Genomic DNA, 18385 nt, shown 5'->3' with positions numbered 1-18385 from the left:
CGGCCAATGGGATCTCCGCCGGAAATTGATTGTTGATGAGGAGATTACATGCAGGAAGTCCGTCAGCTGCTGAGCCAGTTTAAACCCGAAGGTTGGGCGCACGATCTGGTCGCCGCCGGGTTTGTTACCACCATCTCGCAACAGGATGAAACCTTGCACATCGCGCTGCGCATTCCGTTCGCCGGTCACAGCTGGTTGGCACAGCTCACCGAGCAGATAGAGGAAAAGCTGCGGCAGCAGACGGGAGCCTCGACGGTCATCTGGCACTGGCAGCAGGATGTGGCGACTATGGCTCGGATGACGCCGGTTCCGGGAATTGCCGGGGTGCGGAACATCATAGCGGTTGCGTCGGGCAAAGGTGGGGTTGGTAAATCGACGACGGCGGCGAATCTAGCATTGGCGCTACAGCGCGAAGGCGGCCGGGTCGGGTTGCTGGATGCCGATATCTATGGCCCCTCCATCCCGGTGATGTTGGGCTGTCCGGATGAGCGGCCGGTTTCCCATGATGGCAAGTTCATGCAACCGGTGCAGGCCCATGGCATTGTCTGTAACAGCATCGGTTTTCTGGTTCCTGAAGGGGAGGCCGCGGTGTGGCGTGGGCCCATGGCCAGCAAGGCTCTGGCGCAGATCCTTCACGAGACCCGCTGGGGCGAGCTGGACTATCTGGTGGTGGATATGCCGCCGGGGACGGGCGACATCCAGTTGACGCTGGCGCAGCAGGTCCCGACCACCGCCGCCGTGATGATCACCACGCCCCAGGATGTGGCGCTGATCGATGTGCGCAAAGGCATCGCCATGTTCAATAAAGTCACGGTTCCGGTACTCGGCATCATCGAGAATATGAGCTACCACACCTGCAGTCACTGCGGTCATCAGGAGGCAATTTTTGGTTGCGGTGGTGGTCAGCAGTTGGCCTTGCAACAGGGGGTGCCGTTGTTGGCCGAGTTACCCTTGCATATTCAGGTTCGCGAGTGGATGGATGCCGGGCTCCCCCCGGTCGTGGCCGAGCCCGATAGTTCGCTGGCCCTGAATTACCAGCGATTGGCGCGCAAAGTGGCGGCCATGCTCTACTTCGGCGGCAAGGCGATCCCGAGCACGATTTTGACCGTTAATGAAGGCTGAGCACGACCTGCCAAGAGGATTATTCTGCTTGGCGAGCAAATTTAGTATCATGCCGCCGTCCGTGGGCAATATCGCCGTAGTTGAGAATTTACACCATGTCTGAATCGCAACGTTCCTGTGTCATCATTGGGATCGCCGGGGCCTCGGCCTCCGGCAAGAGTCTGATCGCGCATACCATCTTTGAAGAGCTGGTACAGGAGCAAGGCGAGGATCAAATCGGCGTCATCACGGAAGATTGTTACTACAAGGATCAGACCCATCTGTCCATGGAGGAGCGGGTCAAAACCAATTATGACCACCCCAGTGCGTTTGATCACAGCTTGCTGGCACAGCATCTGACTTGCCTGCTCAAAGGGGAAGCCGTTGATATTCCCCGTTACTCCTATACCGAACATACTCGCTTGGCTGAGACCTCACGTTTCAGTCCGAAACGCATCATCATCCTGGAGGGGATCTTGTTACTCAATGAACCCCGACTGCGCGAGCTGATGGATGTCAGCATCTTCATGGATACTCCGCTGGATATCTGTCTGATCCGGCGGTTGGTGCGGGATGTTCAAGAGCGGGGCAGAACCATGGAATCGGTGCTGAAACAGTACCAGAACACAGTTCGACCGATGTTTTTACAATTTATTGAGCCATCCAAACAGTATGCCGATGTGATTGTGCCCCGTGGTGGCCGCAACCGCATCGCCATCGACATGCTCAAAGCCCGTATCCTGCATATGTTGCAGTCTTGATACGCGCTACTTAATCACCAGGAGAAGGGAATGCGTCTTTGCGATAGTGATATCGAAAAATATCTGGCTGAGGGCAAGATCGCCATCGAGCCCATGCCGGGCCAGGATCGGATCAGCGGCGTCAGCGTCGATGTCTTACTCGGCAATGAGTTCCGGGTGTTTCAAGCCCATACCGCGGCCTATATCGACTTGAGTGGCCCGAAAGAAGAGGTCGCAGATGCCATCAACCGGGTGATGAGTGACGAAATCATCATCCCTGACGGCGAAGCCTTTATTTTGCATCCAGGTGAATTGGCGCTGGCCGTCACCCTGGAGTCGGTCACTCTGCCAGCCGATATTGTCGGGTGGCTGGATGGTCGATCCTCGCTGGCGCGCTTGGGCCTGATGGTTCATGTCACCGCCCATCGTATCGATCCGGGCTGGTCGGGACGTATTGTGCTGGAATTTTACAACGGTGGCAGGCTGCCATTGGCATTACGGCCTAAGATGGTCATAGGCGCACTCAATTTTGAGCTGTTATCCGGGCCCGCAGCTCGCCCCTATAACAAACGCGCCAATGCCAAGTACAAGAGCCAACAAGGAGCTGTTGCCAGCCGTATTGGTCAGGATTAACGGCGCCTGACTCATGACGGCTGAAGAGCATCAAGCTGAAGCTTGATGGATCCGGAGGCCCCATGAAAAAGGTACTGTACCTGCTAGTGACTCTGATCCTGGTCGCGTTGGTGGGAATGTTGACCCTGACCCTGCTGATCAGCACCGATGACATCAAACAGGCGCTGATCAGCCAGGTTAAGCAACAAACCGGACGCGAGTTATTCATCGATGGTCCGGTTTCCTGGTCATTTTATCCGTCACTAGGATTGTCCATCGAGCAAGTCCGCTTGCTCAATCCGGCTGGTTTTCCTGCTGAGCCAACCGTGGCGGTGGCGGATGGCCGCATTCGTGTGGCGCTGCTGCCACTCTTCTCCGGCCAGTTGCTGATCGAGCAACTGGCGCTGCACAAACCACAGATCCATCTGCTGCGCAGCACGCAAGGGCACAGCAATCTGGATGATCTGCTGGCCCTGTCGACTAACCCGGGCACAGAGTCCGCACAACCCTCCGCGAAGAGCGCTGAGGGTTATCAGATCCAGCTGGCCGGGATCCGGATCGAGGATGCAGAGCTGACGCTGCAAGACCAGAAGACAGGCCAAGAGTACAGCCTTGCGCATTTCACCCTGGAAATGGGGGCCTGGACCGCAGATCAACCCGTGGCCATTGCTCTGGCAACCGATTGGCGCCTGGCGCAGATAACGGGTCATCTGGAGACTCAATTACAGTTACAACAGCAAGCCCAGGGCTCTCGATGGTTGGCGCGCGATTGGAAATTAAATATGCAGCTGATCCCGACCGACGGCCAACAATTACAGCTGACGAGCCAAGTTAGTGCCCAACTGGATTTAATGGCCGATGGTGGTTATAAGCTGGCGCTCCCCGATTGGCAGCTAACCACCCAGCTTACATCCCCGCAGCTGACGGGCAACTGGAGCAGTCGGGGCGACCTGAGTGCGCACTGGGATGATCAGAATCCTCATGTCCTGCTGAAGAAATGGCAGCTCAGCGGCCAGCAAACCGGATCCGTGCTCCCCAAGGCACTGGAGACACTGGCACTGACGGGGGAGTGGCGTTATGAGCACAAGGCATCTCGGCTGAGCCTTGAGCGTGGTTCTGGGCAACTGGGCCCGCTGCAATGGCAAGGGACTCTCTCGGCATTAGGGTCGCAGGTCCCGCGGGTGATGCTGGATCTCCAGCTTCCGTTACTGGATCTGGCCTGGTTTGACCGTCCATCGGCTGCTCAAGGGAGTAATAAGAGTTCCCAAGCCTCCACTGAGCCCTCGCTGGCGTGGCTTAAGGACATCAATGGTGAGGGGCGGCTCCGGATCGGACATCTTAAGGGATCCCGGCTTGATGCCCGGGAGTTGAGCATGGCGCTTCAACTCGAGAAAGGTGTGTTGCGACTGGCCGAATTTTCGACTCGCCTCTATCAAGGGCAGGTCGCCGCAACCGGCATGCTGGATGGCACCGTGATACCCGCTCGTTGGCAGTTGGCACCCAGGATCAACCGGCTACAGATCCAGCCGTTGCTCAAAGAGTGGCTGGGTAAGGAGCCCTTGTCGGGAGCCGCGACCGTGCAGGGGGGGGTGAACGGTGTTGGCCTACTCCCGGCTGCCATACGGCGAACCATCAACGGCAAGTTGAACGTGGCACTGGCCGATGGCTCGGTGAATGGGTATAACCTGGCCGCCAAACTACGCAGTGCCAAAGCCATGTTGCACGGAGAGACGGCCACCCAGGAGGTGAAGAAAACCGACTTTTCGGCGTTGACCGCCGATGTGCAGTTGCAATCGGGTGTGGCATCCAGCAACAACATCAGCATGCAGTCGCCGTTACTACGTGTCCGTGGTCGAGGAAATACCCATCTGGTACGGGAAAGCCTGGATTTCAAGCTGGATGTTTCCGTCGTGGCAACCAGCAAGGGGCAGGGCGGCCAAGGGTTGGAGAGCCTGGCCCATCTGACCATTCCACTCCGCATCAGCGGCACCTGGAGTGCCCCCGACTATGCTCTGGATATGGGGGGGCAACTGCGGCAGGGTCTGCAACAGCAGCTCAAGGGGATAGCGCCACAACAACTGCCTACGAAGTTGGGTGGCTTTTTCAATTGAGTCCGCTCTCGCAGGATGAGCAAGCCTCAGCATGGCCAGCCGCTGACGGCCTGTAGAGCGGTTTGAAACCCTGCGCTGCGCAGTTGCTCGGCTTGCTGCTCATCCATCACGAAGAAGGAGCCGACAAACGCCAAACTGTTGATGGAGATCCCGTTCCAGGAGGCGCTATGCCGCGGCACCAACAACAACCATTGCCGGGTCAGCAGCAGGTTATAGGCTAGACCCGGTCGCCAGGCTAGGGCTCGCAGAGCCTGCTGATAGCACTGGTAGAGGGTATCGGCCTGTTCGGTGCCCTGCAGCGGTGACCAGTAATGGTTGAAGCGCAGGGTCTGCAATCCCGGCTCGAGCGGTAACGAGGCACGACATTCACCCAGAGTCCTGGGCACCCACTGCAGGTGTTTGTGCCGTTGGCTGGCCCCAGCGCTGGCACCGCAGTTGTAAAAGACCAGGCCATCGGCTTCATCGAGCAGCTGGGTTAAGGCGCTGAAATCCTGCTCGGTCAGCATGTTGTCTTGTGATTCAAAATTCCGGGTAATCAGCAGCAGGTGATTGGCGATCACCGGATATTTATTCAACAGGCAGACATGTGCGGGCGCCACATCGGCAACATACAGCTCGGCCTCGTAGGGCAGAAACGGATCTGGCTTCGGAGTGCGAGCCCCGGTCGGCTGTGGCTTATGCTTGAGCCCCGCGGCGATGCGCAGCACGTAGTGAATACCCTCCTCGATATGGTCATGAGTGGCGACCTCAATCGGGCTCATATGACGCGAAGCGATAGCAAGGCGGGTGACTCGCGCCGCTTTTTCTAATAAAAACATAACGATTGACCTCTTTGCACAGGTTCCTGGCTGAAAATCACCTAAAATAGCCGTAGGAGTTTTCTCCATCCGGTGTTGCCTTGGCGTTCATGTCAGTTGCACTGACCAATAAAAATAAAGAACCCCGAGATCTGAATACATAACAAATGAGAAGGAAATATCTGCATGAAGCTGACAATCAAAGTGGGGATCGCGTTTGCCATTCTTTGTGGACTCATGGCCCTGGGAGGGGGCTTCTCGTACTTCAATATGGCGAGAATCAACGATGCATTTACCTTTGTAGTCAAGGATATCAGTGCATTAAGCGAGGATGCTAACTCCATTGGCCAGGAGTTGCTCCGCATCAACAAAACCGCCACTGATATGATGTTTGCCAACACCAAACCGGAACTCGAGCAAGAACGGCAACATTTCGACTCTCAGTCTAAAGCCCTGAATGCACAATTACAGGCACTACTCGACAAACTCAATGCCATAGAGCAGCAAGGGAGCGAAGCTTCCCGCGCGGCACAGGCACTGCAGTTTTCATTGCAGGCCATCGTTCAAGGTGGAAATGACATCAACCGGATCCGGTCGGAGGTGATGGCCGAGGCCGCGCTGATCGATAAGATCAAAGCCGATTTCTTGACGAAAATCAGCTTTGCCAAGGTGGCCGTGGATCTGACATTCAAGCCGTATGCCGATGAGGATCCTTATATCTCGTCATTGACGAAACAACTGGTTTCCCAGATCGGCACCATGGAGTACATGGTCAATGCCATTTTCAGCACCCAATCACTCAAAGAGATGCAGGCGATTCAACGTAATTCGGTGGCTGTCTCGCAGATGATTCTGCAAAACAGCGAGGTGCTGCAGCAGGAAGTCCCGGCAACCAAGGACAACAGTGATTTCACCACCGGGATTACCGCCCTCAAATCCAATGATGGGATGAAGCAGGGCGCCATCGCCCGTTATGTCGCCTTGCAGGACAAGCGCGCGCAACTGCTGGCTCGCGTGGCAGAAGTTTCTACGGCGGTAGAAACGGCAATGAAGCAGGTACAGTCGCTGCAGAAGGCCGCCAAAGCTATCGGTGCCGAGGCATTTGCCAAAGCCAATGCCAGCATTAGCAGTACCACCCTGAGCCTGATGCTGTCGTTACTGTTCAGCTTGGTATTCGCCGGTGTGGTCGGCTGGCGGCTGTCCAGCACCATCAATGCGCCAATGTCAGTGCTGCAACGCATTTTACGACAGCTGGCGACCGGGGATTTCACCCAGCGGGTCGAGGGCAAATTCAGTGGCGAGTTTGCCGAGCTACAGCGCGATATCAATGCGGTGATCCATGAGTTCAACCACACACTCACCATCGTCAAGCAGGGGGCGGCTCAGACACGCAACACCGCCAACAAGAATCGCGAGTTTGCCAATACACTTGCGGCCCAGGTGCAGGTGCAATCCGGCACCATGAATACCCTGGCCGCGACAGTGACCGAAATGGAACATGCCATTCAGGATGTGAACCACAATACCGAGTCCAGCCTCAACATGGTGCTATCGGTCGATGAACAGGTGCAGGCGGGGCGCAATCTGGTCGAGGAAAATAGCCGACTGGTGTCATCCTTATTTGAGAATCTTCAACATAGCGAATCGGTCATCCAGCAGGTCTATGCCCAGAGCGAACACATTGGCGGCATTCTGGAGGTCATCTCCGGGATCTCGGAACAGACCAACTTACTGGCGTTGAACGCCGCCATCGAAGCCGCGCGCGCCGGTGAGCATGGCCGCGGATTTGCGGTGGTGGCGGATGAGGTTCGCAATCTGGCCAGCCGGACCAACCAGAGCACGCAAGAGATCAACACCATGATCTCGGATTTGCAAAATAAGTCCTCGGGCGCCGTCTCCAGCATGCGCGACAGCCTGCATCTGATGCAGGATGGTCGAGCCAAGATGGAACAAGTGAATGGCTCCATTGGTTTGATTGCCGATCACATGCTGAATGTCAGAAATTCGGCGGAATTGATCGCCACTGCGACCCGTGAGCAAACCATCGCCAGCCGCGAGATCAGTCGCAGCATCAATGAAATGTCCGAAGTGGTCGAACTGAGCAGCAAGACCATGCATGACATGGCCGGACAAACCGAAGCGCTGGATCTTCTGTGTGAACAACAAGAAAAAACGGTCCAGCAATTCAAACTCGGACACGTGGACTAACAAGATTCCAGGCGGCAAAAGGGGCTCATCACGAGCCCCTTTTTTGTCCCGGCAGAACAGGGATCAGATCAGTTGTCGGGCGGCTTCAATCACGATCCGTACCGCCTGGCTCTCGGTGTGTTGCAAGGTTACTGCATCCGGGATTTCCTGTTGTGTCCGGTTAACGATGACACCGGCGACCATGCCCGCCCGCAGACCTTGGCTGGCGCACATGGTCAGCAGGGTGGCGGATTCCATCTCGTAATTCATCACGCCCATGGCTTGCCATTCGGCCATGGAGCCCTTGAAGCGGCTGACCACCCGGCCTGAATAGGTATCGTAGCGTTCCTGGCCCGGATAGAAGGTATCGGATGAGGCCGTGATCCCGACATGGAGCTGTGCCTGCAGATGGTTCGCGGCCGCAACCAGGGCTGTGGTACAGGTAAAATCCGCCACCGCCGGAAATTCCATCGGCGCAAAATGCAAGGAGGCGCCATCCAGTCGTACCGCGGCCGTGGTCACCAACACATCGCCCACCGCAATATGGGGCTGGATGGCCCCAGTGGTGCCGATACGCAAAAAGGTTGAAACACCGAGTTGTGCCAACTCTTCAACGGCAATCGAGGTGGATGGACCACCGATGCCGGTTGAACAGACGACCACCGGCTTACCATCCAGCTCCGCTAACCAACTGGTAAATTCACGGTGACTGGCTAACGGCCGCGGATTTTCCATCAATTCGGCTATTTTTTTGACCCGATCCGGATCACCGGGGACTATGGCCAAGGTTGCGCCTTGCAAGTCCTGTTTCGCCAGCCCAAGGTGAAATACATCGACGGTTTTATTCATGGTAAGACTCCGATAGCAGATTGAATGACGGCATGTAGCTCTTCATGGCGGCCAGTCTAGACAGCGTTTTCAAGAAAAAGCGTGACGAAGATCAACCGAAAAAACGACCTCAGTACAGTAAAAAATTCACGATCAGGAAAAAAATCGCACCCGAGATCCAGGAATACGTTTGCCTGGGTTGGGAAAACGTATTCGACAGCATGAGGCCGGCTTCAGGGGAAATAGTGTGATCAGCAAGAAAGCTTTTGGATTTGTGAACCGTATCGCTATTGGTTGCTACACAGTTTTACCGATGGCAGCTGGGAGATGCTGCGATCCATGGTATGACGGGCGCTCTGATAACAGGCTTCCCGCTGCTTGAGTGCCGCCGTTCCGATATGACTCATTTCGCAGTCATTGCGATCACTGAGGTACTGCTCTTCAATGCGTCGTTGCAGATAGGACTCTTTGTCTTGCTGCAGTTGCTGACAAGTCTGTTCCGCGCCTGCGGCTGAGGGAGGGATGGACGTTTGCTGCAACACTTGCTTCTGCAAGCGTTCGCGTTCGGCCTCGGCAATCAATGCTTGTTGGGCCGGAGTAAAGGCGGTATTGACCTTGCCGAATTGCTGTCGGTTATCCGGAGGCGGGAGTTGGCTGTAGTGAGAGACGCCCTTGTCATCGACCCAGCGATACACTTCGGCGGCGTGCAAACTCTGCAGGCCGCACCCCAGAGCACACAAGGCTGTGATCAAGGCATTCCATCGCATAGCAAGCTCCATGTCCATGCGGGTAACCAGCGGTTCCGGCTGAGATTTGATCGGGTTTGGCTGGTGAACCATTCAGAGTCCAGCATGATTTCTAGTGTAAAAAATGACAACCAGTTTTCTTTCTAGATGTGGGCTGGTACAGAAATTGATTCTCGGGTGACCACAAGCCCAGTGCTCAATGGATGGTTGCCAACCGTTGAGCACTGGGCTCGTAGCCCCGATGATGCTTGGCTTTACGTTGATAACTGCCTTTACCTTTTTTATTGGTTTCGATCCGGCAGCGAAAGAGCGGATCGTGCACCAAAGCGGCCAAGGCGTTATCGGCGATGACACCGCGGTTATGCTGGTAGCCAGTGTTCTGTTTTTTCATCATCACTCCGTCATGAACTGAGTATTAAAATGGGGTGCAACTGCGGGTGAATGTCGATACATTCCCAACCGGTGCAGGATAGCGCGCTTCGCGAGTGCCTGCAGTAAGTATCAAGTCAATTAGCAAGAGGATAACCTGATGGCGGGATGGCAGACCTTGGACTCCAGACACCTTTTTTCCAACCCGTGGCTGGGGTTACGTCAGGATGAGGTCATAACCCCGGCCGGAACGCCCAGTCAGTATGTGGTGGTGGAGTTCAAGAATCGGGCGGTCGGCGTGGTTCCGCTCACCGCCGACGGCCAACTCATCCTGGTACGGCAGACTCGCTATGCCATCGGCAATGTCAGCTCTCTGGAAATCCCCAAGGGCGGCTGTCCCCAGGGCGAGGCATGGCATGACACCGCCAGTCGGGAATTAGCCGAGGAGACCGGTTATCGTGCCGGAAGCATCATGCCGCTGTTTGAGGGGGTACACCTCTCCAACTCGATCAGCAATGAAATCGGAGCCCTGTTTGTCGCCACTGAGCTGGAGCCCGGTGAGCAATCGCTGGAGGAGAGTGAAGATATCGAGGTCGAGATCTATCCGTTCGATGAGGCGCTGTCGATGGTTCTGACCGGTCAGATCAGTGATGCCATGTCGGTGATGGGGATCCTGCTACTCGCTCAACGCCGTCAGCAATTCTCTCTCCCCGCCAGCCCGGAACAACCCGCGTAACGCTGGAGATAGCAATCTGCCGCGGCTATCCCTTGCTGATAGCCGCGCTCTAATGCTTGCCGATTGCGGGTCAATCGTCCGACCTTGAAATCTGGCGGTGGAGCCAGCAACCGGACCTCGCAATCAGCCGGCGGATTGCGGATAAAATCCAAGGCCGCATTGTATTGGCGATGCCGGCTCAACATGGCCTCCGCCAATACTGGCTGTTGTCGCAACAGATAGCGCAGCAGTTGTGGATAGCGGGCCGGGCGTTTGCGATATCCCCAGGGTTGGGATAACAGTACCGTGATCTGTCGGGCGCCTCGTCGATATGCTTCGATGACCGGAATGGAATCGGCCACGCCACCATCGGTATGGGCCTTGCCGTCGAGCAATACAAAATTCCGGTAGGCCACGGGCACCGAGCAGGAGGCTTTGGCAACCGTCATCATCGACTCCGGCTCAGCCAGGTGATAGCAAGGCGTGGCGTCTGCAACCCGGGTGGTCACTATGAGCAGGGGCGTGTTTCTGCGACTGAACTCAGCCACATCGAAGGGGTACTCCGCCAGGCTCACCGGCCATAACCAATCCAGATCCAGCCAATGGCCGCCGCCCAGGAAGCGGGGCAGGCTGATGAAAGGTTTTCGGCAGGAGACGTCGGTGATCACGCCATGGGTGCGACCGATTTGTCCGGACAGGTAGGCCGCCAGTGCAGTGGAACCGGCTGAGACCCCCAGACAGAGCGCAAACGGGTAGTAATCAGCCCGACTCCAGGTATCGAGGACACCCGCGGCAAAGATCCCGCGCATGGCGCCGCCTTCGACGATCAGTGCCGCAGAGCCGCGGCCAGAAATAGGGCTGGCTGAATTCACCAATCAATCCCTTGCTGGGCTTTGATCCCGGCATCAAATGCATGTTTCACATTTTTGACCTCGCTGACGGTATCGGCCAGCTCCAGCAGCGCCCGATGGCAACCCCGACCGGTGATCACCACATGTTGCATCGCCGGACGATGGACCAGAGCCTCCAGCACCTCATCGAGATCCAGATAGTCATAGGCCACCATGTAGGTCAGCTCATCCAGCAGCACCAGCTGGATATCTGGATCTGCCAGCAAGCGCTTGGCTTCCTGCCAGACGGCCTGAGCGGCCAGCGTGTCGGCTTGCCGATCCTGGGTTTCCCAGGTAAAGCCGGTGGCCATAACATGAAACTCCACCCCGGCCGAACTCAGCAAGTTGCGCTCCCCACAGGCCCAGTTGCCCTTGATAAATTGCACTACGGCCGCTTTGAGACCATGTCCCACCGCGCGGCAGACGGTACCAAATCCGGAGGTACTCTTGCCCTTGCCATCGCCGGTGATCACAATCAGCAGCCCTCGATCCTCCTGGGCTGCCGCGATCCGCGCATCGACCTGTTCTTTCAGCCGTTGTTGTCGGGCCTTGTGCCGCTCATCCCGTTGCTGTTCATTCACCATGATTCTGTCTCCAGTTGCGATGGAACAGCGATTCCAGCTTCGCCATATCCAGATGTTGTTCTACACAATCAGCCAGCCGCTCGATGGCATCCTGCTGCTGTTGGGCATAAGAAACCGGGGTTGTCACGCGATGCCCAAGCCAGGCCATCAGCGCAGACAACCCCGGCGGTGCGTCGAATAAGCCGTGCAGGTAACAACCGGCAACTTGCCGATCGCCACTGATAGTACCGTCGGTCGAGCCATCACCATAGATCAGGAGTGGTGTCGAACCAGAGGCGACGCGGCTGCGGCCAACATGGATTTCATAGCCATGCACCGGCACGGTTTCGTTATGGAGCCGAAGTTGGCCGTGACGTTGGCATAATTGTTTATCCGGCATCAGCTCGGTGTCTATCGGCAGCAGCTCCAACCCGGCGCTCTCGCCGGGCACATCTTCGATGCCGAGCGGATCCTCGATACGCAGGCCCAGCATCTGATAGCCGCCACAGATACCGAACACCTTGCCACCGTACCTAAGGTGACGGTGCAACATAGGCTCCCAGCCGTGTTCACGGAACGCCGCCAAGTCAGCTCTTACGTTTTTGCTGCCGGGAAGGATCACTAAATCACAAGCCGGTAGGGGCTGATGCAGGGGGATAAACTGCAGATCGATATCCGGATGCAGCCGCAAGGCATCAAAATCGGTATGGTTGCTGATGCGGGGCAATACCGGTACCACGATACGGATCTGGCCCTCTGCTGTGGTCTGGCGGGTGGCAATTGCATCTTCAGCGGCAATCTCCAGACCCTGCAGGTAGGGGATGACGCCGAGCACCTGCTTGCCGGTTTCTTGCTCCAGCCAGTCGAGACCCGATTGCAATAACGCCAGCTCGCCACGAAATTTATTGATGACAAACCCCTGTACCCGCGCACGCTCGGACTCTGAAAGCAGCGCTAGCGTGCCCACCAGTTGGGCAAATACACCACCGCGATCAATGTCGGCAATCAGGATCACCGGACAATCGACCACTTCGGCAAATCCCATATTGGCAATATCTCCGGCTCGCAGGTTGATCTCGGCAGGACTACCAGCACCTTCAACGATAATGCGCGCATACTGCTGCCGCAGCCGTTGGTGAGAGTCCAGCACTGTCGCCATCGCGACCTGCTTGTAATCGTGATAGGCCTCGGCCTCCATGTTGCCGAGGGCGCGCCCCTGCAAGATCACCTGACAGCCGGTATCGGAATTGGGTTTGAGCAGGACCGGGTTGAAATGGACACTGGGCGCCAGACCCGCAGCCAGGGCCTGCACCGCTTGGGCACGACCAATCTCGCCACCATCGGCGGTGACAGCGCTGTTCAGCGCCATATTTTGCGGTTTGAAGGGCGCCACCAAGTGGCCCTGACGAGCGTAAATCCGGCACAGGGCGGTCACCAGCAGGCTCTTACCGGCATCGGAGCTGGTACCTTGCACCATCAGCGTGGATTGGGAGTCTGGTTGTTGCAACAAGATGCTTATACCTCGGCAGGAAGGGCAGCCAACTGGCGGATCTGAAGGGCGGGTTGCCCCTCACCATGCCAAATATCCAATTGCGTCAGCGAGGCATAGGGGATATTCAGGCGCTGATAGAAATCTCCACGTCGCCAATCCGCATGAAGCAATTGAGCCAGGATCAGGCGAATAACGCCACCGTGGGTGACCAGCAGTAGCGAGTGCTGTTGGCTCAGCGTCAGGACGCGCTCCCAAACCTGAGAGATACGGGCATGAAAATCGCCCAGATGTTCGGCCTCCGGCAACGGAAAGCGCAACGGATCACTCCAGAAGCGCTCCAGTCTGGGCCACTCGGCCAGCAGTTCGTCGTAGGGGATGCCATCCCAGCGTCCGAAATCCATCTCCGCCAGCTCGGGCCAAATCTCCAGCGGGAGGTTAAATTTTTGTGCCAAAGGTTCGGCCACCTGTCGGCAGCGTAGGCGCGGGGAGCAGAGTATGCGCTGCCAGGGCAGTTGCGGAGCCTCAAATAATGCCCCAAACGCTTGCCACCCTTCAGTGGAGAGTGGCGGATCGCTACGCCCGTAGAGGGCTGGTGCGGCATCCAGACTACCGTGTCGCAACAGCCCTATGTGGCGTGGTGTGATATCAGCCATACAGATCTCATCATGATTATGTGTCGAACACTCTAGCCCTTGAGGGGCAGTGGAAGTCCGGCGGCGACAAAAAAGACATGATCGGCCAAACGCGCCAAGCGCTGATTCAGCCGCCCGGCCTCATCCACGAAACGTCGAGTCAGCTCACCGAGTGGAATGATGCCCAGACCCACCTCATTACTGACCAGCACTATGGTGCCCGCGGCTTGCTCCAGCGCTTGCTCCAGAGCCAAAAAATGCTCGCCCAGCAGGGTGTCAGGCTGCGGTTGTCCGTCGGCATCATGCAGCAGATTTGTAAGCCAAAGGGTCAGACAATCCACCAGCAGGCAGCGGCTATCGCTGGCGTGTGCGGCAATCGCCTGGGCCAATGCCACAGGCGCTTCAACCAGTTGCCAATCGGCGGGGCGCTCTTGCTGATGATGCTGGATCCGGGTCGTCATCTCGGCATCCCGGGCGGTGGCGGTTGCGATGTAGGTCACCGCCAGTTCACTCTGTGCGGCGACTTGGCACGCCAGAGCCGATTTACCGGAGCGGGCACCGCCGAGTATCAAGGTGATTTTTGCCATCTGGGACCTTAAGAAAACAATAACGAGTCGATCAGGGGATTGATGCGGATGATCTGCAATTGTTGCAACGACAGCCAGATCAGATAGCCCACCACCTCGCTGATCTGCTGGGCTGCCCCCAGACAATCGCCGGTATAGCCGCCCAGCTGCCGGGTGAGCCAGTGTTTGATCCAGTAGCGTAGTGCGATGAAGATCAGCAGCAGGGTGAGTGCGCTATGAATGTCCAGCAATAACAAAGGCAAAGCCCCGAAAAATAGCAGGACCAGCAGATCAGCGAGGGATTGATTTTGCGCCAGAGGTTTAGCCTTGCCGCTGTCGTCACGCACATAATGCATGTCAAAAATAAGACTACCCGCCAGTGCGCGTGATGTGGCGTGCAATACGATCAGTGCCAAGAGGCCTTCGATCAGTGCAAGCTGACTGATCTCCAGCAAGGAGACATATTTGATCAATACCGTCAGCAGCAGCGTGATGGCGCCATAGGTACCGAGTCGCGAGTCCTTCATGATCTCCAGCTTGCGGGCTGTATCCATGCCGCCGCCCAAACCATCGCTCATATCGGCCAATCCATCTTCATGAAAGGCTCCGGTGATCTTGATGGTGGCGGCCATGCTGAGCAACACGGCGACCGAGAGCGGCAACAACGACTGGGCCAGCAGCCAGGCACCAGCCCCTAAAAGCCCGATCAGTAAACCGACGGCGGAGAAGTAGCGGCTGGCGTGATTGAGGCGCTCTGCTGAAAACGGCGTCGAAGCCGGGATCGGGATCCGGGTGAAGAACGCCAGCGCCAACAGAAAGTAGTTGCCTTGCCGCCGTAGCGCCGCCAGCAGTTTGCGACCGACCGTCACACTGTGACTCCGGCACTGCTGAAGCTGGCCATATCGTTGTAAAAACTGCAGGCGGCACGCAGCAGGGGCAAGGCCAGGGCAGCTCCAGTGCCTTCGCCCAGGCGCAGCCCTAAATCCAGCAGGGGGCGAGCGCGCAGCGACTCCAGCATCATCCCGTGTCCGCTTTCGGCAGAGCCGTGACTGAAAATCATGTAATCACGGCAGGCAGGGGCGATGCGAACCGCCAGCATAGCCGCTGCGGTAACGATAAAACCGTCAATCAACAGGGTGATTCGTTGCTCTGCCGCGCCCAGTATGGCGCCGGTAATTTGGGCGATCTCGAAACCACCCAGCTCACGGAGTAACACCAGCGGGTCCGATTGTTGACCGACTCGGTTCAAGGCTTGGGTGAGCAAGGCTTTTTTACGTATCAACTGCGCATCATCAATCCCGGTTCCACGCCCCACACAAGCCGCCAGAGGCAAGCCGGTCATGGCGGCAAGGAGGGCCGCAGCCGGCGAAGTATTACCGATCCCCATTTCTCCGAAAGCCAGCAGGTTACAACCAGCCGCTATCTGTTCATTGGCAATCTGGCGGCCATAATCCAGTCCTTGCTGCAACTGCTCGGGAGTCATGGCGGCTTCGATACTGATATCGCCGCTGCAGCAGCCCAGGCGCTGCTGGATGAGTCGGGGATCCGCGATAGGTTCCAGAATACCGGCGTCGATCACTTGTAGCGTCATCTGGCTGGCCTGGCAAAAGCAATTGACGGCAGCGCCACCGGCCAGGAAATTCAGCACCATTTGTCGGGTTACAGCGCTGGGCGCTATGCTGATCCCGTGCCCGGCGATGCCATGATCGGCGGCGAAAACCAGTAATGTCGGCTTGGTAATGGCGAGCTGGTCCTGTTGCTGGATCAGGGCCAGTTGGCAGGCGATCTCTTCAAGTCGGCCCAGCGCACCGAGCGGTTTAGTTTTTTGATCGATCCGGGCTTGAATCGCCGTTTCCTGGTCACGAAGTAGCGGATGAATGGTCCATGTCGCAAGCATACTGGCTCCTTATGCTGGTGATACCTTCCGTAGTAGCTAGCCATGCTACTGTATTCCATGCGTTTTTTCCCCCTTAACTCACTAAACTTTTCATCCGGCGGCCGCAAATCCCATGACGCTATCATCAGCGGCTCTTTTCTTTACGGACAGCGTCAAGGTTTATGTTTACCGGATCCCCCATAATCCATGCTCTGGGTCAGGCGGATGGTGGAGGTTGTGATGGGTGTGCATCCTGTTGGCCTGCTGGCGAGTCGAGCCGCATGGTGGGTCCGGTGTTGGCTCGGATGTGGGTTCGGCTCTTATCTGATGGTCAGCTCTGTACTGGCCGCGACACCCGTGACCGTGGTGACCTATCGCGCAGCCGAGAGTGCGCTGGATCGACGCAATGATTACACCATAGCGGTGTTAAAACTGGCCCTGGACAAAACCAGGGGGGAGTATGGCGATTATCGGTTACAACCCTCGCTCCCCATGAACACAGCCCGAGCCCGTCAAGCCCTGCTCACCAATAGCTATGAGAATTTTATCGTCAAATTCAGTTATGATCTCGAGCTGGAGCGCGCAGGTTTGAAGCGGGGAGGATTTGAGCCGGATCTGGATATCACGAGCTACCGGATCTGTTTTACTCGTCGTGCCTTGCTGCCTGAGCTCAGCCAGATAGGCAGCCTGCAGGCATTGCGCCCATTTAGCCATGGCCAAGGCAGCGGCTGGCAGGATGTCACCATCTTGCGTCATAACGGTTTTGCCGTGCAGGAGGTTGGCCAATACGAGAGCCTGTTTAAAATGGTCGCCTCGGGTCGATTTGACCTGTTTTGCCGCGGCATCAATGAAGCCATGCCCGAGCTGCAAAGCCACCAGAACCTTCCGCAATTAGCCCTGGACTCCCACCTGCTGCTCTATTACCCATTGCCACGCTTTTTTTATACCAACGCCCGTTACAGCGCGTTGCTTCAACGTGTCGATCGCGGTCTGGAGCAAGCCTTTGTCGATGGCGATCTGCAGAAGCTCTGGCTGAGTTTTTACGCGGACGGTATAACCGCGGCTCAGCTGGACAAGCGTCAGCTGCTGGTGCTGCAAAACCCGGGACTGGAGGCACTGACAAATAGTCGGCGCATCTCGTATGACCCCTTTAGCCAGCAATTTCGATGGCGATTGTTTACCACGCCGCGCAAGCCCGCCGTGACTTCAACGCCAGAAGAATAGCAGTATCCCGAGCAGGGCCATGCTGGTACCCAGCACCAGACGTTTCGACAGTGGTTCGCCTTGCCAGAAGGCCAGCGGTAACAAAAACAGCGGACTGGTTGCCAGCAAGGTTTGCGCGACGGCAGGGTTGGCCAGCTTTAGTGCCAATTGCTGTAGCCAGAGCGCCAGATAGGTGCCCACCAGGATGCCAAGAACGAGATAGCGGCGGCCTGGCTGCCGGTAAATCAGCCCGCTGAGCTGCCGTAGTGCCGTGGGTTGGCTCACCGCCAGCCAGAGAGCTACCGCCAAGGTGCCACATCCCAGGCGTAACGTAGCGCCCCACAGGGCCGGCACCTGACTGGTGACCAGCGCATAGTGAGAGATCACCACCCCCGTCGCCTGACAGCAACTGGCCAGCAAGCCGTACGCCAAACCGGCGCGGTTATAGCCCTTTTCCGGATCGGGTTTCATCACCACCCAGGTCACGCCCGCAGTGGTGACAACGACGCCGAGCCAGCTTTGCCAACCCAGGTGATCGCCCAAGAGGCATAGGGCCAGAATACCCGACAAGGGTGGGGCGAGGGATTCCAGCAACAGGGTCCGGTTAGGTCCAATCCGCCGCAGTGCCGCAAAATAGGCGCTGTCACCGATAGCAATACCAATAAACCCGGAAAGTGCCAGCCAGAGCATCGGCTCCCAAGCGACATGAGCTTCGGGGAGCGGCATCAGCAGCAAGGTTCCCAGCATCAGTATCAACGCCACACAGCCTTTGGTCAGGGTCATTTGCATGGCGCTCAGATGATGGGCAAATTGGCTGAAGATCAAGGTGGCAATCGCCCAACTCAAGGCTCCGGCCAAGGCCGCCAGTTCCCCCCAATAGTGTTCCAATGTGTTTTGGTCTCCGTGGTCCGAGTGGTTGCACGACTCCCCATCGGGATAAGGCAGAGCCAAGCATGG

At 57.1% G+C, this 18385-nt stretch carries 19 protein-coding genes; 7 read left to right on the top strand and 12 right to left on the bottom strand.

The features are described from left to right. The first annotated feature begins 48 nt into the window (after positions 1-48). From apbC to ACZYUB_RS04985, 4 genes are all read left to right on the top strand, one after another. A complete protein-coding gene (gene apbC, locus ACZYUB_RS05000; protein ID WP_463946043.1) occupies positions 49-1122 on the top strand; it encodes an iron-sulfur cluster carrier protein ApbC in 1074 nt (357 codons plus the stop codon). 95 nt (positions 1123-1217) lie between these two features. Next, positions 1218-1862: a uridine kinase gene (gene udk, locus ACZYUB_RS04995; protein WP_463946042.1), complete on the top strand. Its 645-nt coding sequence runs from the start codon at positions 1218-1220 to the stop codon at positions 1860-1862. Positions 1863-1892: 30 nt separating this feature from the next. Further along, positions 1893-2474 (top strand): dCTP deaminase, encoded by a 582-nt coding sequence (gene dcd / locus ACZYUB_RS04990; RefSeq protein ID WP_463946040.1) that lies wholly within the window; start codon positions 1893-1895, stop codon positions 2472-2474. A gap of 62 nt (positions 2475-2536) precedes the next feature. Continuing rightward, entirely contained in the window at positions 2537-4564 is a 2028-nt protein-coding gene (locus ACZYUB_RS04985) for an AsmA family protein (protein WP_463946038.1), read from the top strand. 26 nt (positions 4565-4590) lie between these two features. Here the strand turns inward: ACZYUB_RS04985 and ACZYUB_RS04980 are convergent, their stop codons facing one another. Beyond that, positions 4591-5382 (bottom strand): DUF4922 domain-containing protein, encoded by a 792-nt coding sequence (locus tag ACZYUB_RS04980; protein ID WP_463946037.1) that lies wholly within the window; start codon positions 5380-5382, stop codon positions 4591-4593. A gap of 165 nt (positions 5383-5547) precedes the next feature. On the opposite strand from ACZYUB_RS04980, the gene ACZYUB_RS04975 reads away from it, so the two are divergent. Further along, positions 5548-7569, top strand: a complete 2022-nt coding sequence (locus ACZYUB_RS04975) for a HAMP domain-containing methyl-accepting chemotaxis protein (protein WP_463946035.1) — start codon at positions 5548-5550, stop codon at positions 7567-7569. 63 nt (positions 7570-7632) lie between these two features. Here ACZYUB_RS04975 and udp read toward each other — a convergent pair whose 3' ends face one another. The 3 genes from udp to ACZYUB_RS04960 all read right to left on the bottom strand — a co-directional run bounded on the left by udp (position 7633) and on the right by ACZYUB_RS04960 (position 9513). Next, positions 7633-8397 (bottom strand): uridine phosphorylase, encoded by a 765-nt coding sequence (gene udp / locus ACZYUB_RS04970; protein ID WP_463946034.1) that lies wholly within the window; start codon positions 8395-8397, stop codon positions 7633-7635. 266 nt (positions 8398-8663) lie between these two features. Continuing rightward, a complete protein-coding gene (locus tag ACZYUB_RS04965; RefSeq protein ID WP_463946032.1) occupies positions 8664-9143 on the bottom strand; it encodes a DUF4124 domain-containing protein in 480 nt (159 codons plus the stop codon). A gap of 175 nt (positions 9144-9318) precedes the next feature. Next, on the bottom strand, positions 9319-9513 hold the full coding sequence (locus ACZYUB_RS04960) for an alternative ribosome-rescue factor A (RefSeq protein WP_463946030.1): 195 nt from the start codon (positions 9511-9513) through the stop codon (positions 9319-9321). 138 nt (positions 9514-9651) lie between these two features. Here ACZYUB_RS04960 and ACZYUB_RS04955 point away from each other — a divergent pair, with 138 nt between their 5' ends. Next, positions 9652-10227 (top strand): NUDIX domain-containing protein, encoded by a 576-nt coding sequence (locus tag ACZYUB_RS04955; RefSeq protein WP_463946029.1) that lies wholly within the window; start codon positions 9652-9654, stop codon positions 10225-10227. On the opposite strand, the gene ACZYUB_RS04950 is transcribed toward ACZYUB_RS04955, so the two are convergent. The 7 genes from ACZYUB_RS04950 to cobT are packed head-to-tail and all read right to left on the bottom strand — an operon-like array spanning position 10185 to position 16246. Beyond that, entirely contained in the window at positions 10185-11078 is an 894-nt protein-coding gene (locus ACZYUB_RS04950; protein ID WP_463946028.1) for a patatin-like phospholipase family protein, read from the bottom strand. The two genes, ACZYUB_RS04955 and ACZYUB_RS04950, sit on opposite strands and share 43 nt — an antisense overlap. Further along, a complete protein-coding gene (gene cobO, locus ACZYUB_RS04945; protein ID WP_463946026.1) occupies positions 11075-11680 on the bottom strand; it encodes a cob(I)yrinic acid a,c-diamide adenosyltransferase in 606 nt (201 codons plus the stop codon). Before cobO ends, ACZYUB_RS04950 begins: the two co-directional genes overlap by 4 nt. Further along, complete coding sequence (locus ACZYUB_RS04940; RefSeq protein ID WP_463946024.1) at positions 11670-13169, bottom strand: cobyric acid synthase; 1500 nt, start codon at positions 13167-13169, stop codon at positions 11670-11672. Before ACZYUB_RS04940 ends, cobO begins: the two co-directional genes overlap by 11 nt. 5 nt (positions 13170-13174) lie before the next feature. After that, entirely contained in the window at positions 13175-13804 is a 630-nt protein-coding gene (locus ACZYUB_RS04935) for a histidine phosphatase family protein (RefSeq protein WP_463946023.1), read from the bottom strand. Between the two features lie 32 nt (positions 13805-13836). Next, positions 13837-14370, bottom strand: a complete 534-nt coding sequence (cobU, locus tag ACZYUB_RS04930; protein ID WP_463946021.1) for a bifunctional adenosylcobinamide kinase/adenosylcobinamide-phosphate guanylyltransferase — start codon at positions 14368-14370, stop codon at positions 13837-13839. An 8-nt stretch (positions 14371-14378) separates the two neighbouring features. Continuing rightward, positions 14379-15218 carry an adenosylcobinamide-GDP ribazoletransferase gene (locus ACZYUB_RS04925; protein ID WP_463946019.1) on the bottom strand — a complete coding sequence of 280 codons (840 nt, stop codon included), beginning with the start codon at positions 15216-15218 and terminating at the stop codon, positions 14379-14381. Next, positions 15215-16246, bottom strand: a complete 1032-nt coding sequence (cobT, locus tag ACZYUB_RS04920; protein ID WP_463946017.1) for a nicotinate-nucleotide--dimethylbenzimidazole phosphoribosyltransferase — start codon at positions 16244-16246, stop codon at positions 15215-15217. The genes ACZYUB_RS04925 and cobT overlap by 4 nt, the downstream gene beginning before the upstream one ends. A 219-nt stretch (positions 16247-16465) precedes the next feature. Between cobT and ACZYUB_RS04915 the strand changes: the two genes are divergently transcribed. Beyond that, entirely contained in the window at positions 16466-17449 is a 984-nt protein-coding gene (locus ACZYUB_RS04915) for a hypothetical protein (protein ID WP_463946016.1), read from the top strand. Here the strand turns inward: ACZYUB_RS04915 and ACZYUB_RS04910 are convergent. Then, the gene (locus ACZYUB_RS04910; RefSeq protein ID WP_463946014.1) at positions 17432-18316 is read right to left on the bottom strand and encodes a DMT family transporter; all 885 of its coding nucleotides are present in this window, start codon (positions 18314-18316) and stop codon (positions 17432-17434) included. The two genes, ACZYUB_RS04915 and ACZYUB_RS04910, sit on opposite strands and share 18 nt — an antisense overlap. Positions 18317-18385 lie beyond the last annotated feature (69 nt).

The organism is Pseudaeromonas sp. HNCC25DJ182 (assembly GCF_055413365.1).
This window is presented reverse-complemented; position numbering and strand designations above follow the sequence as displayed.

Excerpts from the sequence above, each read along its gene's own strand:
- ACZYUB_RS04975 (WP_463946035.1), top strand. The coding sequence starts at position 5,548 with ATGAAGCTGACAATCAAAGTGGGGATCGCGTTTGCCATTCTTTGTGGA.
- ACZYUB_RS04935 (WP_463946023.1), bottom strand. The coding sequence starts at position 13,804 with ATGGCTGATATCACACCACGCCACATAGGGCTGTTGCGACACGGTAGT.
- ACZYUB_RS04915 (WP_463946016.1), top strand. The coding sequence starts at position 16,466 with ATGGGTGTGCATCCTGTTGGCCTGCTGGCGAGTCGAGCCGCATGGTGG.
- ACZYUB_RS04985 (WP_463946038.1), top strand. The coding sequence starts at position 2,537 with ATGAAAAAGGTACTGTACCTGCTAGTGACTCTGATCCTGGTCGCGTTG.
- ACZYUB_RS04980 (WP_463946037.1), bottom strand. The coding sequence starts at position 5,382 with ATGTTTTTATTAGAAAAAGCGGCGCGAGTCACCCGCCTTGCTATCGCT.
- udk (WP_463946042.1), top strand. The coding sequence starts at position 1,218 with ATGTCTGAATCGCAACGTTCCTGTGTCATCATTGGGATCGCCGGGGCC.
- cobT (WP_463946017.1), bottom strand. The coding sequence starts at position 16,246 with ATGCTTGCGACATGGACCATTCATCCGCTACTTCGTGACCAGGAAACG.
- cobU (WP_463946021.1), bottom strand. The coding sequence starts at position 14,370 with ATGGCAAAAATCACCTTGATACTCGGCGGTGCCCGCTCCGGTAAATCG.
- cobO (WP_463946026.1), bottom strand. The coding sequence starts at position 11,680 with ATGGTGAATGAACAGCAACGGGATGAGCGGCACAAGGCCCGACAACAA.
- apbC (WP_463946043.1), top strand. The coding sequence starts at position 49 with ATGCAGGAAGTCCGTCAGCTGCTGAGCCAGTTTAAACCCGAAGGTTGG.
- ACZYUB_RS04965 (WP_463946032.1), bottom strand. The coding sequence starts at position 9,143 with ATGCGATGGAATGCCTTGATCACAGCCTTGTGTGCTCTGGGGTGCGGC.
- udp (WP_463946034.1), bottom strand. The coding sequence starts at position 8,397 with ATGAATAAAACCGTCGATGTATTTCACCTTGGGCTGGCGAAACAGGAC.
- dcd (WP_463946040.1), top strand. The coding sequence starts at position 1,893 with ATGCGTCTTTGCGATAGTGATATCGAAAAATATCTGGCTGAGGGCAAG.
- ACZYUB_RS04955 (WP_463946029.1), top strand. The coding sequence starts at position 9,652 with ATGGCGGGATGGCAGACCTTGGACTCCAGACACCTTTTTTCCAACCCG.
- ACZYUB_RS04960 (WP_463946030.1), bottom strand. The coding sequence starts at position 9,513 with ATGAAAAAACAGAACACTGGCTACCAGCATAACCGCGGTGTCATCGCC.